The organism is Caenimonas sp. SL110 (genome assembly GCF_001044395.1).
GTDB lineage: Bacteria > Pseudomonadota > Gammaproteobacteria > Burkholderiales > Burkholderiaceae_C > Ramlibacter.
Map to the genome: position 1 here is coordinate 1 of NZ_JANU01000019.1, position 14,694 is coordinate 14,694.

16 protein-coding genes are annotated in these 14,694 nt (G+C 64.3%); 5 read left to right on the forward strand and 11 right to left on the reverse strand.

The genetic code is table 11. From position 1 onward, the window contains the following. Both AQ12_RS11500 and lpdA read left to right on the forward strand, forming a co-directional pair. On the forward strand, window positions 1-906 hold a 906-nt coding region (locus AQ12_RS11500), incomplete at its 5' end, for a dihydrolipoamide acetyltransferase family protein (RefSeq protein WP_048440061.1). A gap of 4 nt (window positions 907-910) precedes the next feature. Next, window positions 911-2,317, forward strand: a complete 1,407-nt coding sequence (lpdA, locus tag AQ12_RS11505; protein ID WP_048440062.1) for a dihydrolipoyl dehydrogenase — start codon at window positions 911-913, stop codon at window positions 2,315-2,317. A 158-nt stretch (window positions 2,318-2,475) separates the two neighbouring features. Here lpdA and AQ12_RS11510 read toward each other — a convergent pair whose 3' ends face one another. Further along, complete coding sequence (locus tag AQ12_RS11510) at window positions 2,476-3,474, reverse strand: P1 family peptidase (protein ID WP_048440063.1); 999 nt, start codon at window positions 3,472-3,474, stop codon at window positions 2,476-2,478. 156 nt (window positions 3,475-3,630) lie between these two features. Here AQ12_RS11510 and AQ12_RS11515 point away from each other — a divergent pair, with 156 nt between their 5' ends. Then, the gene (locus AQ12_RS11515; protein ID WP_048440064.1) at window positions 3,631-3,897 is read left to right on the forward strand and encodes a hypothetical protein; all 267 of its coding nucleotides are present in this window, start codon (window positions 3,631-3,633) and stop codon (window positions 3,895-3,897) included. Window positions 3,898-3,938: 41 nt separating this feature from the next. Here AQ12_RS11515 and AQ12_RS11520 read toward each other — a convergent pair whose 3' ends face one another. Together AQ12_RS11520 and AQ12_RS11525 are read right to left on the reverse strand one after the other, a co-directional pair. Next, a complete protein-coding gene (locus AQ12_RS11520; protein ID WP_238587707.1) occupies window positions 3,939-5,135 on the reverse strand; it encodes an MFS transporter in 1,197 nt (398 codons plus the stop codon). 9 nt (window positions 5,136-5,144) lie between these two features. Further along, window positions 5,145-6,107, reverse strand: a complete 963-nt coding sequence (locus AQ12_RS11525; RefSeq protein WP_048440065.1) for a glycerophosphodiester phosphodiesterase — start codon at window positions 6,105-6,107, stop codon at window positions 5,145-5,147. Between the two features lie 106 nt (window positions 6,108-6,213). Between AQ12_RS11525 and AQ12_RS11530 the strand changes: the two genes are divergently transcribed. Next, complete coding sequence (locus AQ12_RS11530; RefSeq protein ID WP_048440066.1) at window positions 6,214-6,564, forward strand: DOPA 4,5-dioxygenase family protein; 351 nt, start codon at window positions 6,214-6,216, stop codon at window positions 6,562-6,564. A 62-nt stretch (window positions 6,565-6,626) separates the two neighbouring features. Here the strand turns inward: AQ12_RS11530 and AQ12_RS11535 are convergent, their stop codons facing one another. The 8 genes from AQ12_RS11535 to AQ12_RS11570 form a co-directional block, all read right to left on the reverse strand. Next, window positions 6,627-7,364 (reverse strand): amino acid ABC transporter ATP-binding protein, encoded by a 738-nt coding sequence (locus AQ12_RS11535; RefSeq protein WP_048440067.1) that lies wholly within the window; start codon window positions 7,362-7,364, stop codon window positions 6,627-6,629. A 5-nt stretch (window positions 7,365-7,369) separates the two neighbouring features. Continuing rightward, the gene (locus AQ12_RS11540; protein WP_048440068.1) at window positions 7,370-8,020 is read right to left on the reverse strand and encodes an amino acid ABC transporter permease; all 651 of its coding nucleotides are present in this window, start codon (window positions 8,018-8,020) and stop codon (window positions 7,370-7,372) included. A 10-nt stretch (window positions 8,021-8,030) separates the two neighbouring features. Continuing rightward, entirely contained in the window at window positions 8,031-8,708 is a 678-nt protein-coding gene (locus AQ12_RS11545; RefSeq protein ID WP_048440069.1) for an amino acid ABC transporter permease, read from the reverse strand. Window positions 8,709-8,798: 90 nt separating this feature from the next. Further along, window positions 8,799-9,602: a transporter substrate-binding domain-containing protein gene (locus tag AQ12_RS11550; protein ID WP_048440070.1), complete on the reverse strand. Its 804-nt coding sequence runs from the start codon at window positions 9,600-9,602 to the stop codon at window positions 8,799-8,801. Continuing rightward, entirely contained in the window at window positions 9,599-10,369 is a 771-nt protein-coding gene (locus AQ12_RS11555) for a GntR family transcriptional regulator (protein ID WP_048440125.1), read from the reverse strand. The genes AQ12_RS11550 and AQ12_RS11555 overlap by 4 nt, the downstream gene beginning before the upstream one ends. 259 nt (window positions 10,370-10,628) lie before the next feature. Then, window positions 10,629-11,387: a 2-keto-4-pentenoate hydratase gene (locus AQ12_RS11560; protein ID WP_053076689.1), complete on the reverse strand. Its 759-nt coding sequence runs from the start codon at window positions 11,385-11,387 to the stop codon at window positions 10,629-10,631. A gap of 47 nt (window positions 11,388-11,434) precedes the next feature. Further along, the gene (locus AQ12_RS11565) at window positions 11,435-12,832 is read right to left on the reverse strand and encodes an amidase (protein WP_048440071.1); all 1,398 of its coding nucleotides are present in this window, start codon (window positions 12,830-12,832) and stop codon (window positions 11,435-11,437) included. Window positions 12,833-12,846: 14 nt separating this feature from the next. After that, complete coding sequence (locus AQ12_RS11570) at window positions 12,847-13,821, reverse strand: tripartite tricarboxylate transporter substrate binding protein (protein ID WP_048440072.1); 975 nt, start codon at window positions 13,819-13,821, stop codon at window positions 12,847-12,849. Window positions 13,822-13,994: 173 nt separating this feature from the next. Here AQ12_RS11570 and AQ12_RS11575 point away from each other — a divergent pair, with 173 nt between their 5' ends. After that, window positions 13,995-14,690, forward strand: coding sequence for a hypothetical protein (locus AQ12_RS11575; RefSeq protein WP_161799025.1), 696 nt, complete (start codon window positions 13,995-13,997; stop codon window positions 14,688-14,690). Window positions 14,691-14,694: the final 4 nt, after the last annotated feature.

Here is a 14,694-nt window from a genome sequence, read left to right on the forward strand (position 1 = left end):
CCCCAACCCCCCACCCGCCCCGCCGGCGACAAACCCATCGCATCGCCCGCCGTGCGCCACCGCGCCTGGGAACTGGGCATCGAGCTGCGATTCGTCAACGGCAGTGGCCCTGCAGGCCGCATCCTGCACGAAGACCTCGATGTGTACCTCGCCTCGCGCGGCCAGCCCGCAACGGCTGCTCGCGGCAATGCGATGTATGCCGAACGCCACGAGGAACAGCAGATTCCCGTCATCGGCCTGCGCCGCAAGATCGCGCAGAAGATGCAGGAGGCCAAGCGCCGCATTCCGCACTTCAGCTATGTCGAGGAAATCGACGTGACCGAACTGGAAGACCTGCGCGCCAAGCTCAACGCAAAGTACGCAGCCACGCGAGGCAAGCTCACCATGCTGCCGCTGATCGCACGCGCCGTCGTGCTCGCGGTGCGCGAGTTTCCGCAGATGAATGCGCGCTTCGACGACGACGCCGGCGTGGTCACGCAATATGGCGGTGTGCACCTGGGCATCGCTGCGCAGACCGAGGCGGGCCTGATGGTGCCGGTGCTGCGTCATGCCGAGTCGCACGACCTGTGGTCCACCTCGACAGAGATCGCCCGGCTCGCAGAAGGCGCGCGCACCGGCAAGGCGTCGCGCGAAGAGCTGACCGGATCGACCATCACCATCACCAGCCTGGGCGCGCTGGGCGGCATCGTCACCACGCCGGTCATCAACCACCCCGAGGTCGCCATCATCGGCGTCAACCGGGTGGTCGAACGGCCGATGATGCGAGGCGGCCTGGTGGTCGCGCGCAAGATGATGAACCTGTCGTCGTCGTTCGATCACCGCGTGATCGACGGCCTGCACGCTGCCGAATTCGTTCAGGCGATACGCGCAACGCTCGAAGCGCCTGCGATGCTGCTGGTGGAGTGAACGCATGAAGACACTCCATACCAAACTCCTGATCATCGGCGGCGGACCCGCCGGCTATGTCGCGGGCATTCGCGCGGGTCAGCTCGGGGTCCAGACCATCCTGGTCGAAGGCGAAGCGCTGGGCGGCACCTGCCTGAACATCGGCTGCATTCCGTCCAAGGCGCTGATCCATGCTGCCGAGGAATTCGAGAAAGCGCGCCACTGGAACGGCGGCCCATCGGCGATGGGCATACAGGTTCAGGCGCCGATGATCGACATCGCCCAAACCGTGCAGTGGAAGGACGGCATCGTCACGCGGCTCACGGGTGGCGTTGGCGGCCTTTTGCGCAAGAACGGCGTGCAGGTGGTCAAGGGCTGGGCCAGCATCGTCGACGGCAAGACGGTCGATGTTGCGACCAAAGAGGGCGAGCCGGTGCGCATCGAGTGCGAGCACCTGCTGCTGGCAACCGGATCGGTGCCGGTGGAACTGGCATCCATGCCGTTTGGCGGCGCGGTGATCTCATCGACCCAGGCGCTTGCGCCCGAGAAGTTGCCAAAGCGGCTCGTCGTCGTCGGCGCGGGCTACATCGGGCTGGAACTGGGCATGGCGTACCGCAAGCTGGGTGTGGAAGTCGCGGTGGTCGAAGCGACCGAGCGCATCCTGCCGACTTATGACGAGGCGTTGACGCGGCCGGTGATGGCGTCGCTCAAGCGGCTGGGCGTGGTGCTGCACCTGGGTTGCAGCGTGCAGGGTCTGCATGAGAGCGACGCGGGCACGGGCGTGCGGGTGCGCAGCGCGCATGCCGATGAATTCGCGCTGCCGGCAGATCGTGTGCTGGTGGCCGTGGGACGCAAGCCGCGCACCGAAGGCTTCGGGCTCGAATCGCTGCAGCTCGATATGTCGGGCCGCGCCGTGAAGATCGACGCGCAATGCCGCACCTCGATGCGCAACGTCTGGGCGATCGGCGATGTGGCCGGCGAGCCGATGCTCGCGCATCGCGCGATGGCGCAAGGCGAGATGGTGGCCGAAATCGTGTCGGGCAAGAACCGCCGCTTCGAGCCGGCCGCCATTGCTGCGGTGTGCTTCACCGACCCGGAAGTCGTGGTGGTCGGGCTGACGCCGGGCGAGGCGCAGAAGGCGGGCATGGATTGCATCGAGGCTTCGTTCCCGCTGTCGGCCAATGGCCGTGCGATGACGCTGGAAGCCACCGATGGTTTCGTGCGCGTGGTGGCCCGCCGCGACAACCATCTCATCGTCGGCTGGCAGGCGGTCGGCAAAGGTGTGTCGGAACTATCGACCGCGTTCTCGCAGTCGATGGAGATGGGCGCGCGGCTGGAAGATGTTGGCGGGACGATTCATGCGCATCCGACGCTGGGCGAGGCGGTGCAGGAGGCGGCGCTGCGTGCATTGGGGCATGCGCTGCATATCTGAGGGCGGAGCGATGCGCCGAGGCCGTAGCCGCTACGCGGTGGATGCCGGATCGAGTCCGGCATGACAACCAACTACCAGCTGTCATTGCATCCTTAATTGGGGTCAGATTCCAATTAATTTGCTGAGGCTGTCATTGCGGACTTGATCCGCAATCCATCTCAAAGATCGCGCACCGCTGGCAAATGCAAGCCGCCAGCGGTGATCCCCATCGCCGCCCGTACCGCCCGCACAACCGCTATCGCAGTCACCTGCGCAGCCATCGTCCCCAGCACCATCATCCCGGGGTTCTTCCCCGCCTTGCCGGTCCCGAGCGCGAACAGCGTATCGCCGTCCGACATGGTGTGAACCGGGTTGATGCTGCGCGCGAGCCCGTCGTGGGCCATCGTGGCCAGGCGCGAGGCTTGTACCTTGCTGATGACGGCATCGGTCGCGATCACACCGATGGTCGTGTTCGAGCCGGCAATCAATGGCTTGGGCGACTCGCCACGAAGCAGGGCCCGCCGCGTGTCGAGCAATGACTTGCCGTCCGCCGTGCGTGCGCCCGCAACCACTTGCGCGGTATCAGGATCAATCACGTCGCCCAAGGCATTGCACGCGATCAGCGCGGCCACGGTCACGCCATTGACGGTGAGCGAAGCCGTCCCGATGCCGCCCTTCATGGCGCGGTCGATGCCGAAGATCTTGCCCACTGCCGCGCCCGTGCCTGCGCCGACGTTGCCTTCGGCCGGAGCTGATGTGGATGCCGCCTCGCAAGCCGCATAACCCGCCGCCGCATCGGGCCGTATCGACGAATCGCCCACCAACAGGTCGAACAGCACTGCAGCAGGCACCAGCGGCAGACGCGCGGGGCCGATGGCGTAGCCCACGCCTTGCTCTTCGAGCCATTTCACTGCGCCGCTGGCTGCATCGAGCCCCCATGCGCTGCCGCCGGCCAGCACGATGGCGTGAATCGTTTCCACGAGATTGGTCGGTGCGAGCAGGTCCGTCTCGCGCGTGCCGGGCGCCGCGCCGCGTACATCGACACCTGCGACTGCGCCGTCCCTGGCAATGATCACGGTGCAACCGGTGGGCCGACGTGTCTCTGTGAAATGGCCGACCTCGATGCCGGCGACATCGGTGATCGAACCCGCGAACGGGGTGACGGCTGGGCTGGACATGAGCGCAATGGTAGCTGCGGCAGGACAGGTCCTACAGTTTTCCGTGCCCTTTGCCTGACATGGCGCTGCTGACCTTGTTCCTACAGTAAGGGGTGTCTCGACAGCGCCGCTGTCGATTTTTTTAGCCAACACCCACGCCACTCAAAGGGAACTTCCATGAACACAGAGACCGCAGACAACATGACCACGTCCATGAACGGATCGAGCACCGCTGCCGCCGAGGGCAAGGTCCATCGCGTCGCGCAAAAGGCCCATGAGACGGTGGATCGCCTCGAGCGCACGCTCGACACCGGCAGCGAGAAGGTCATCGACTGGCATTCGGAGTACAGCGAAGCCGCACGTGCGCAGGTGCGCTCCAACCCGCTGGCCGTGGTGGCTGGCGCCTTTGCGTTAGGCTACCTGCTCGCCAAGGTCACGCGCTAAGCCAGTGGCCTATCGATCGACTGACCGGTTGATCGATTGAGCTATCGGGACACCGCAGGCGACTGCGGTGGTCCGCCGCGCCGCTTGTGGCTGTCGAACGCGAGCGTTCCCAGCGCCAGCAGCGCGAATGGCACGCCGACCCAGGCCAGCCTGGCGAACCCGGTCTGCGCGACCATCGCGCCACTGAAGACCGCACCCAGAGCCGTCCCCACATAAAGCATCGAACCATTGAGGCTCATGAGGATGGGCGCCTGTTGCGGTGAATGTGTCGCCAGCAACACCTGTTGCGGTGACATCATGCCGAACCCGGACACGCCCCACACCATCAGCACCAGCACGGTGAGCAAGGGGTGGCCTTTGGTGAGGGGCACCATCACCATCATCAGTGCCAGCACCGACAGTTGCACCCGCAGTGTCCGCACAGGCCCGAAGCGGTCTCCGGCCCAGCCTCCGACAATGGTGCCGACAACGCCGGACAACCCGAACATCACCAGCGTGCCTGAGAGCTGCGCCGGCGTCAGCGGATTCAAGGCCAGCAGCACCGGGCCGATGTACGAGAAAACGCTGAAGATCGCAATGAAGTAGAGCAGCGTGCGCGTCCATACACGCAGCACCGGCCACTGACGCCCCACGCTAGCCATGCCGTTGAAGCTGGCGCCTGGCGATGCAATCTGCGAGGGCAGCAACACGGCCAGCACCACCGCCATCGACAGCGCGCCGCCCGCTACGAGCCACACCGGCACGTGCCACCCAAAGCGCAGCCCCAGCCACGCGCCCAACGGCACGCCGATGGCGTAGCTCAGGCTCATGCCGAGAAACGTCAGCGATAGCGCACGTCCCCTGCGTTCGGGAGCAACCAGCGACACCGCCACTCCCGCAGCCATCGCGGTGAAAGATGAGCCGACACCCATCAGCACACGGCCCGTGATCAGCACGGCGTACGACGTTGCGCAGGCGGTCACGACGGCTCCCAGCCCGAAGATGCCCAGCGACAGGAGCAGGGCGTGCTTGCGGGGCCAGCGGCCCGTCGCGATGAGGATCGCAGGCCCGATGAAAGCAGAGGTCAGCGCATAGGCTGTCATGACCTGGCCGGCAGCGGCCACGCTCACATCCAGCGACGTCGCGATGGGCTGCAGGATGCCCGAGAGCACGAATGCCCCGGTGCCGATCACCAGGTTCGCCAGGGCAAAGAGATAAAGAATCGCCGGCATGGCCGGCTTGACAGAAATCGCCGGCATGGGGCCGGCTCAGCGCATGCTCACCGGCCGTGGCAGCGGCATGCTGCGGGCCTGCATGACGGCGCGCAGCCGGTCGGGGTAGTCGGTGATGATTCCGTCGACGCCCCAGGAGATGAATCGCTCCATGTCGGCGGGCGTGTTGACCGTCCAGGGAATCACCTTCAGGCCCAGCCCTTGTGCCTCTTTCACGAGTGGCTCGGTCAGCGCGCCGCCGTTCGGTGACCACACAGCGCCGCCGGCGGCCTTGACCATGCGGGGCGGCGTGCCGTGCTCGGCGATCCTGAAATTCGCGGTCCATGCGCCGTCGCGGACGTTGTCGGTGTTGGCGGTCTGGATGGTCAGGTAAACGGTGGGCATGGCAGGTTCCAGCTTCTGCACCAGTTGCAGCGTGCGCCAGTCAAAGCTCTGGATCGTCACGCGGCGGGCCATGCCTGCGTCGTTGACGACCTTGAGCAGCGCGCGCGTCATCACTTCGGCACTGACGGTGTCGTCGGGCTGGGTGGGATTGATCTTGGTTTCGATGTTGAAGCGGACATCGTTGGCGCCGAGCGATTTCACCCGGTCGAAGAGCGCTTGCAATGTCGGAATGCGGGTGCCGTCGCGTGGCTGCTGCGTGCTGAATGTCTTTGCGTAGGGCGAATCGGGCTTGATGCGGCCTACGTCGTAGGTCTGCAGCTGCGCCAGCGTGAGGCTCTTGACGAGCGGCCCCCGCGCTCCGTCGAGCCACTCGCCCTTCGCGTCGCGTGCGATCAGTGGATTGAGGTAGGGGTCATGCGAAATGACCACGACCCCGTCGGCTGTGACACCGACATCAAGCTCCAGCGTATCGACGCCGAGCTCGAGCGCGCGTTCGAAGGCGGGCAGGGTGTTCTCCGGTGCGAGTCCGCGCGTGCCGCGATGGCTCTGCAGGTCGAAGGCGAAGGCAGGCGCTGCGAGGACGAGCGCGATCAGGAATCTGGCAGTGGTGTGCATCCCCGCATTCTGCCTAGGAGTCGTGACTGTTGCAGGCAGCGCAGCGACTGTATATAAGACGGTGGACGAACACAGCCGCAGCCACGACTCACAGGGGTAATCATCCATGGCCCGCTATCCGCAGAATCTCACACCCGCGTACCACGCGCACATCTATTACGACGCGCAAACGCTTGAGCAGGCCAGGGCATTGAGGAAGTCTGCCGGCGAGCAATTCAATGTGCAGCTGGGTCGCGTGCACGAAATGGAAGTCGGCCCCCATCCCCGATGGAGCAGCCAGATCGCATTCGACGCGTCGCAGTTCGAGCGGCTGGTGCCGTGGCTGGATGCAAACCGGCACGGGCTCGACATCCTGGTGCATGGTCTATCAGGCAATGATCTTGAAGACCACACCACGCATGCTTATTGGCTGGGCAATGAGTGGCCGTTGAAACTGGAGATGTTCCGCGAAAAATAATTGGAATCTGACCCCAATTGTTTTGATGGATGCCGGATCGAGTCCGGCATGACAACCATGGGTCAGTCGTTCAACGACGACAGGAACTGCTTGAGCTCCGGCGTCTGCGGCTCACCAAAAATCTGCTGCGGCGGTCCCATCTCATGGACGCGGCCCTGGTGCATGAAGATCACGCGGTCGCTCACCTTGCGCGCAAAGCTCATCTCGTGCGTCACCATCAGCAGCGTCATGCCTTCATCGGCCAAGGTCTCGACCACGCGCAGCACTTCACCCACCAACTCGGGATCGAGCGCGCTGGTGATCTCGTCGCACAGCAGCACTGCCGGCTCCATCGCCAGGGCGCGCGCGATCGCAACACGCTGCTGCTGACCACCCGACAGCTCATGCGGCATCGCATCGAACTTCTCGGCCAGGCCCACGCGCTCCAGCAGCTTGCGCGCCAGTTCGGCAGCGCCCGCACTGTCCTTTTTCTTGACGAGCGTGGGGGCCAGCATGATGTTCTTGCCCACTGTCAGATGCGGGAACAGGTTGAAGCTCTGGAAGATCATGCCCACGTGCTGGCGCAGTTCGCGCATGGCCGCAGCACTCTCGTGCAGCAGCGGTTTGCCGTCGACCGTGAGCGCGCCGTCCTGGAAGACTTCGAGCCCATTGATGCAGCGCAGCAGCGTGCTTTTGCCAGACCCGCTCTTGCCGATGATGGCGATGACCTCGCCGCTCTTGACCGTGAGGTCGATGCCCTTGAGCACTTCATTGGCGCCAAACGATTTGCGCAGCGCCGTGATTTCAACAACGTTCTTCATGATGTTCAGGACCTCACCTGGTAGCGGCGCTCCAGCGTCTTGGCGTAGAAGCTGATCGGATAGCAAAGTGCGAAGTACAGCAGCGCCACGCAGCTGTAGACAAGAAATGGCTTGAAGGTGGCATTGCTGATCATCGAGCCGGCCTTGGTGAGCTCGACGAAGCCGATCACCGATGCGAGCGCCGTGCCCTTGATCACCTGTACCAGGAAGCCCACCGTCGGCGGGATGGCGATGCGCGTGGCCTGCGGCAACACGACAAAACGCAGTTGTTCGCCAAAGTTGAGCGCCAGGCTTTGCGCGGCTTCCCACTGGCCCTTTGGAATACTCGCCACGCAGCCGCGCCAGATTTCAGTGAGGAAGGCGCTGGTGTAGAGCGTGAGTGCGATCGCTGCCGCAACCCACGGCGATGTATTGATGCCCAACAGCGCGATGCCGAAGTACGCGAGGAACAGTTGCATCAGCAGCGGCGTGCCCTGAAAGAGCTGAACGTAGCCACCCACCAGGCGATGCGCCCAGACCGATGGCGTGAGCCGCACGATGAGCAGTGCCATGCCGACGATGCCGCCGCCGATGAACGCAATCAGCGAGAGCGCGACGGTCCAGCGACCGGCCTGCAGCAGGTTGCGAAAGATGTCCCAGACGGTAAATTCAACCATGGCGCTGTCCCTACCTTGCGCCGGTGGACCGGCCGAACAGGAAGCGGGGTCCGAGCCAGTTCAGCAGCTTGCGCACCCCGACCGAGAGCGCGAGATAGATGCCGGTGGCGATGATGAACGCCTCGAACGAGCGGAAGTTGCGGCTCTGGATCAGGTTGGCTGCGTAGCTCAGTTCTTCGGTGGAGATCTGGCCGCAGACGGCAGAGCCCAGCATCACGATGATGATCTGGCTCACCAGGGCCGGCCACACCTTGCCGAGCGCGGGAGGCAGCACCACGCGGATGAAGATCTGTGCGCGGTTCAGCGCCAGGCTGAGGGCCGCTTCGACCTGGCCGCGCGGCGTTGCTTCGACCCCGGCGCGAATGATCTCGCAGGCGTATGCGCCCAGGTTCACCACCATCGCGATGATCGAAGCCGTCTCCGGCGAGAGCTTCACGCCCGCTGCCGGCAGGCCGAAGAAAACGAAGAACAACTGCACGATGAAGGGCGTGTTGCGGATCAGCTCCACATACACACCCACCACACCACGCAGCCACGCGCCGCCATAGGTGCGCGCCCATGCGCAGCCGATACCCACCGCCACGCCGATCACCGCCGAGATGAAGGTCAGGCCCAACGTCCACCCCACGCCCTTGAGCAGCATGGGCCACTCGGCGAGGATGGAGAGGAAGTCGAAGGTGACGCGCATGATGTTCTTTGTGTTTCCCGGCTGTCACGCCGGGCCTCTTGAATACCTGGATTGCGGGTCAAGCCCGCTATGACAGCCTCTTGTGGCCTGTCAGTTCGGCAAATCCCCAGCCGGACGGCCCAGCCACCGCACGGCCATCTTGTCGATGTCGCCGTTCTTCTTCGCCTCCGCCAGGATCTCGTTGATCTTTGCGCGCAGCTTGTCTTCACCCTTGCCCACGCCAATGAAATTGGGCGAATCTTTCAGCACGAACTTGAACTCGGTTCCCAGTTGCGGATTCTTGGCCATCATGGCGCCAGCAACCTGCGCGCTGGTCGCCAGAACCTGCACCTGACCCGCCACATACGCCGACACCGTGGCGTTGTTGTCCTCGAAGCGGCGCAGCTCGGTGGAAGGTGGCGCGACCTTGGTCAGTTCCATGTCGTCAACCGATCCGCGGGTCACAGAAATCGACTTGCCTGCGAGGTCGGCTGGTACTTTCACGGGGATGGTCTTGGGGCCGAACACCGCAATGAAGAAGGGCGAATATGCAGCCGTGAAATCGATCACTTTCTCGCGATCAGGGTTCTTGCCCAGTGTCGAGATCACGAGATCGGCCTTGCGCGTTTGCAGGTAGGGAATGCGGTTGGCGGTGGTCACCGGCAGCAGCTCCACTTTCACGCCGAGCTTGCCGGCGATGTAGTTGGCCATCTCGATGTCCAGGCCCTGTGGCTTCAAATCGGTGCCGACGAAACCGTACGGAGGAAAGTCGGTCGGGATGGCGATCTTGATTTCCTTGGCCTTCATGATGTCGTCGAGCGCAGTCTGCGCCTGGACAGTCGTGGAGGCTGCGGCGAGCACGCCGAGCGCAAGGACAAGCGACAGGCGCCGGGTGAGGGGAGCGAGGGATTTCAAAGCACTTCTCCTAGATAGGTGGAACGGGTGGAGGTCGAACGGATTGCCCGCGTCTTGCGGGCCGGGGGTGAATCGCTTGTATGCAACTCCTGTGCCTCGCCGCGCAGCGGCGCAAGCGCAATTCGCAACTTGGCCAGGGGATCTGCGTCCCCCGGCATCTGCAACTTGATCTGCCAGGTTGAGAGGTGGGCCGCCATCAGCGTTTCTGCGCGCTGCAGATCGCCCGCTTCCAGCGCGGCGACGATCTCTACATGCTCCGCGCACGACTGCGCGGCGTCTTCGGGCGTCTGGTAACGCATGGCGATCAAGGTGGTGCGCGCAGTGAAATCGCGCAGGGTGTCGGCCAGCAGGTTGTTGCCCAGGCACTCGGCCAGGCACACATGAAAGTCGCCCAGCAAAAAGCTGCGGGCACCGACGTCCGTCCCCTTGAGGGCCGTCTTTTGCCGGGCGAGGTGGGCACGCAGGCGTTGCAGCGATGCCTTGTCGGGTTTCTTGCCGCTGCGGATCAGGCCGGTCTCGATGACGCGGCGTGCTTCAAATGCTTCGCGTGCTTCGTCCTGGGTGGGCTCGACCACATACCAGCCGCGCCGGGCACTCACGGTAACGATGCCTCGTGCGGCCAGGCGAGTCAGTGCTTCACGAACGATGGTGCGGCTGCAGTCGAACAGCATCGCCAGCTGCGTCTCGCCCAGGCGTGAGCCGGGTTCGAGCTTGCGCGCCATGACGGCTTCAAGGATTCGGTCGCTGATGTCGGATGCGGTAGCCATTGCCTTCTGCACAGCAGAAAGCGTGCCACTGGTATACAAGATTTGTGCACCAATGCAGGGGTCTGGAATGTGTGGAGCGTGGTGGGTGTGCACCAGCGAGGTTCAGCAAGCCCTGTTGTTGGGCCGAAGCAATAGCCGCTGCGCGGTGGATGCCGGATCGAGTCCGGCATGACAGCCTGCGAGTCCGGCATGACAGGCCCGGCTGTCATTGCGGGCTTGACCCGCAGTCCATCTCCGATCAGGCGCAGCCGAACGAGCGTCAGAACTGCAACTCGATATCGCCGATGCCGGTCAGCCTCCCCTGCACCCGCGCCCCCTGCGGCGCAAACAGCATTCCGGTGCACGATCCGGTGGTAATCACCTGGCCGGCGCGAAGGGGCATGCCGCGTTGTTCGCAGTGCAGGGCCAGCCATCCGATCAGCCGCCAGATGTCGGCTGCCGGATTGCCGCCGCGCGTGGTGGCGACCGGCTGGCCGTCGAACGCGAGGTAAGCCTCCACGCTGCGCAGGTCGAGTGCAGCTGTATCGACCGACGCATCTGCACCCAGCACCAGCGCACCGTGACTTTGCAGGTCGGCCAATTGCGCCAACGGACTGCTCGCGCGGTAGTCGGCAAGCCGTGTTTCCACGACTTCGATGACCGGCAGCACCGCTTCGATGGCATCGCGGATCTGATCCGCACCCGGTGCCACGCCACGGGCGGGCAAGTCCTTGCCCAATCGGACGGCCACCTCGACTTCGACGCCGCGCAGGACCCACGGCGCGCCGATGAATTTCGCGCCCGATGCAAAGAGCCCCGACGCCGGAAGCGGTGCGCACGCAGGCTCGACCTCAGGTCCCTTGGCGCCGACTTTCCATCCGCCAATCGCGCCCAGGCTGCGAACAACGCCGTCCTGCACGGCATACGCACCGGCCTTGTCAAAAGGCAGCACGTCGCCCGACTGCAGGGCCGTTGAGCCCTTGCGTGCTGCCAGAAAACGCTCTGCGGCGGCTGATGCATCAAAGAGGGTCTGGGTCATTGTGGTGTTGGTGTTGGTGGTGTTGGTGGTGTTGGCCGTGGCCTGTGTCAGGGCCGGGAAGTGAAAGATTCAAATTGTTGTGCAAGGGACAGCAGGTCCATGTCGGCCCCCGCGCGTGCGACCAGCTGAATCCCGGTGGGCAGGCCATCGACTTCGCCATGCGGCATGGCAATCGCCGGAAGGCCTGCGGCGTTGGCAAAAGCGGTGAACACCGCATGGCCGCGCGGGCCTACGGCACGGCTGTCGATCTCGCCGGGATGCGACTGGCCGATGGGCCATGGCAAGGCAGCCGTCGCAGGCAGCAAGAGAAAGTCGTGGCGCGAAAACAGGATCTGCATTCGCGCGCGCAACGCATGAACCGCGTTCATCGCCGCAAAGAGTGACAGGCCGCTCGCATGCCGGCCCGCGTCGATGATGGCGCGAGAGGCAGGCGTGCACTGCGAGAGATCAAGCGGTTGACCGAGCGAGCGAAACTCAGGAAATCGCGAGGTGTCTGCCAGCATCCACGCAAGTCCCGCAGCCGACAGCACCGGCCAGCATTCGTTGATGGCCTCGGCCCAGTCCGCCGGCGGCGACTCTTCGATGTGATGCCCCATGGATGACAGGCGCTGCGCAGCGCTTCGCACATGCATCGCAATGGCCGGGTCAACCGGATGTCCTGCGAATGTCGGCACAAAGAGAATGCGCGATTCGGGCAGTGCAGGCGCTGCCGAAAGTGCTGAACGTGCTGAACCTGCTGAAGGCGCAGCAAGCGCCATGACCATGCGCGCGGCATCGGCGGCCGTGCGCGCCAGAACTCCCGGCACTTCGTAGTCGAGGAATATCTCCGGCAGGCCGCCTCCACGCGCGACCAGGCCGATGGAAGGCTTGAATCCGACGATGCCCGTATGCGAGGCGGGCCGCCGCGTCGAACCGCCCCCGTCGGTCGCCAGCGCCAGCGGGCCGCAACCCGCGGCAACGGCAGCCGCCGCGCCGCCCGACGACCCGCCGGGCGTGAGCTGCGTGTTCCTGGGATTGCGGGTCGCACCAAACACGAGGTTGTCCGTGATGCCTTGCAACGCAAACTCAGGCAGGTTGGTCTTGCCGAAGATCACCGCACCTGCCGCACGCAGGCTGGCCACGGGCAACTCGTCCTGCCCTGCAACGAAGCCGCGCAGCAGCTGGCTCCCCCAGGTGGTGGGCATACCTGCGCAGTGCAGGTTGTCCTTCAATGAAACCGGTATGCCGTCGATGGCACCGAGCGGCTCGCCGCGCTCCCAGCGCCGCGCGCTTTCAACCGCAGCGGTGTGCGCAGCGCTTTCATCGAAATGCACGAACGCATTGATGGAAGACTGCGACGCTTTCGCTCGCGCCATGCACGACTCGAGCGCATCGACCGGCGAGAACGAGCCGCTCTCGAAGCCCTGCACCAGCGCCTGCGCATCAAGGCGCCAGAGGTCAGTCACAACGGCAGCCAGGCTCAGTCCATCCGCGCGCCGGACTTCTTGACGGCATCGGCCCAGCGCGGCATTTCTGCATTGAGGAATTTCAGGAAATCGTCCGAGCCCAGGAAGGCCGGGTCGGCCCCTTGCGTGACCATCCGATTGCGGATCTCCGGCGTGGCCATGACCTGGCGGAATGCGTCGCTCAGTTTCGCCGTGACATCTTTCGGCAAACCTGCCGGTGCAAGAAATCCGTAGAACCCGACCACCTCGAAGCCCTTGATGCCGCTTTCGATCACGGTGGGTGTGTCGGGCAGCGCGGGATTGCGTTCGCGGCTGGTCACGGCCAGCGCCTTGACTTTGCCTTGCTTGTGATAGGTCGCGGCCTGCGGAATCGACTCGGCCATGAACTGCACCTGCCCGCCCATCAGGTCGGTGAAAGCCGGTGCGCTCCCCCGGTAGGGGATGTGGACCATGAACAGGCCCGTTTCGCTCTTGAACATCTCGGGCACGAGGTGGCTGATGCCGCCGTTGCCCGCCGAGCCGTAGTTCACCTGACCCGGCCGCGTGCGCGCGTAGTCCATGAACTCCTTGAGGTTGTTGGCGGGAACCTTGGGGTTGACCAGCAGGGCCAGGGGTTGCATGGCGGTGCGCGCAATCGGGGTGAAGTCGCGCGTGGTCTGGTAGGGCAGCTTGCTGTAGAGCGCCGGGTTGATCACCATCACGCCGGTGTTGGCGAGCATCAGTGTGTAGCCGTCGGCTGGCGCTTTCATGACATCCTGCGCGCCGACGGTGCCGCCTGCGCCTGACTTGTAGTCGATGACGATGGGCTGGCCGAGGACGGCCTGCAGTCGCTCGGTCAGCAGACGTGCATGCTGGTCGAGCGGACCGCCGGCAGGGAAACCGATCACCAGGCGGATCGGCTTTTCAGGGAATGCTGCGTGCGCGGGCAAAGCGACCGCGAAGGAAAAAGTTGCGAGCAGGGCAGCAAGGATTTTGTGGGGTCGTTTCATGGTCCATCCATCATAGGCAAGCCGATTGGGAGGGAACGATTCTGCCCGCGCTGTCACGAAATGCCTCGTGTTTCCCCTTTTGATCCAATTTCACCCAAGCGCTTATGACTGCAGCCAAACCCGTATCACCCAACTCCCCAGGCGCAGGGCAGCGCCGCATCAGCAACGAACAGGTGCCGCCTCATGCCGAGCCGCAGGCTCCAGGGCGAACACCCAACGAAGTCCGCGCCGCGCTGGAGGATGTCTATCAGCGAAGCCGGGAGCTCACGGTCGTCATCGAACCGGTCTTCGCGCGATACGTGAACTGGATTCAGGACGATTTCGATGAGAACGGCGACGGAGATGGCGGCATCGACATTCCGGATGAAATTGTCGGACCCTACGATGAACTCGGACCGCCCATTGACAGCCTCCTTGCGGAACATGCGGCCCTGATCGCCCAGTGGGACGCGGCGGGATTGCCCTATGAGCTTCCGCCCCATGGCCTGCCGCTGGACAGCCATCTGGCTGTTCAATTCGGTGCGCAGCGACCGGAGCCGCCTGAAGCTCACAGGGCGCGTCTCACGCAGCATTTCTCGGAGCTGCAAACATGGGCCGAGGCCAATATGGCGCAAGCGCAGCGGCTTGAAGAACTCGCCGACCCCGATGAACCCACCGACGAAATCATCGAAGGGATGATCGAAGTGGAGAGGTCCTACGAGCAGCTCATCCATCACCGGCTTGCTCTGCTTTGCGAGTGGGACCGCGCTGGTTTTGGCCAGGTTGTTCCCCCTCACGGACTGGACCCGACGGTTCATTTTCACTTCCAGCGCTTTGAAGCGCTGGATCAGCAGCGGCTCGCGGCTATTGCGGCAATGGCCGAACGCTGAACGC

Bases quoted from the DNA above. Each gene is read 5' to 3' on its own strand.
- lpdA (WP_048440062.1), top strand. From the start codon at position 911: ATGAAGACACTCCATACCAAACTCCTGATCATCGGCGGCGGACCCGCC.
- AQ12_RS11510 (WP_048440063.1), bottom strand. From the start codon at position 3,474: ATGTCCAGCCCAGCCGTCACCCCGTTCGCGGGTTCGATCACCGATGTC.
- AQ12_RS11540 (WP_048440068.1), bottom strand. From the start codon at position 8,020: ATGGTTGAATTTACCGTCTGGGACATCTTTCGCAACCTGCTGCAGGCC.
- AQ12_RS11530 (WP_048440066.1), top strand. From the start codon at position 6,214: ATGGCCCGCTATCCGCAGAATCTCACACCCGCGTACCACGCGCACATC.
- AQ12_RS11555 (WP_048440125.1), bottom strand. From the start codon at position 10,369: ATGGCTACCGCATCCGACATCAGCGACCGAATCCTTGAAGCCGTCATG.
- AQ12_RS11545 (WP_048440069.1), bottom strand. From the start codon at position 8,708: ATGCGCGTCACCTTCGACTTCCTCTCCATCCTCGCCGAGTGGCCCATG.
- AQ12_RS11570 (WP_048440072.1), bottom strand. From the start codon at position 13,821: ATGAAACGACCCCACAAAATCCTTGCTGCCCTGCTCGCAACTTTTTCC.
- AQ12_RS11515 (WP_048440064.1), top strand. From the start codon at position 3,631: ATGAACACAGAGACCGCAGACAACATGACCACGTCCATGAACGGATCG.
- AQ12_RS11520 (WP_238587707.1), bottom strand. From the start codon at position 5,135: ATGCCGGCGATTTCTGTCAAGCCGGCCATGCCGGCGATTCTTTATCTC.
- AQ12_RS11560 (WP_053076689.1), bottom strand. From the start codon at position 11,387: ATGACCCAGACCCTCTTTGATGCATCAGCCGCCGCAGAGCGTTTTCTG.
- AQ12_RS11535 (WP_048440067.1), bottom strand. From the start codon at position 7,364: ATGAAGAACGTTGTTGAAATCACGGCGCTGCGCAAATCGTTTGGCGCC.
- AQ12_RS11525 (WP_048440065.1), bottom strand. From the start codon at position 6,107: ATGCACACCACTGCCAGATTCCTGATCGCGCTCGTCCTCGCAGCGCCT.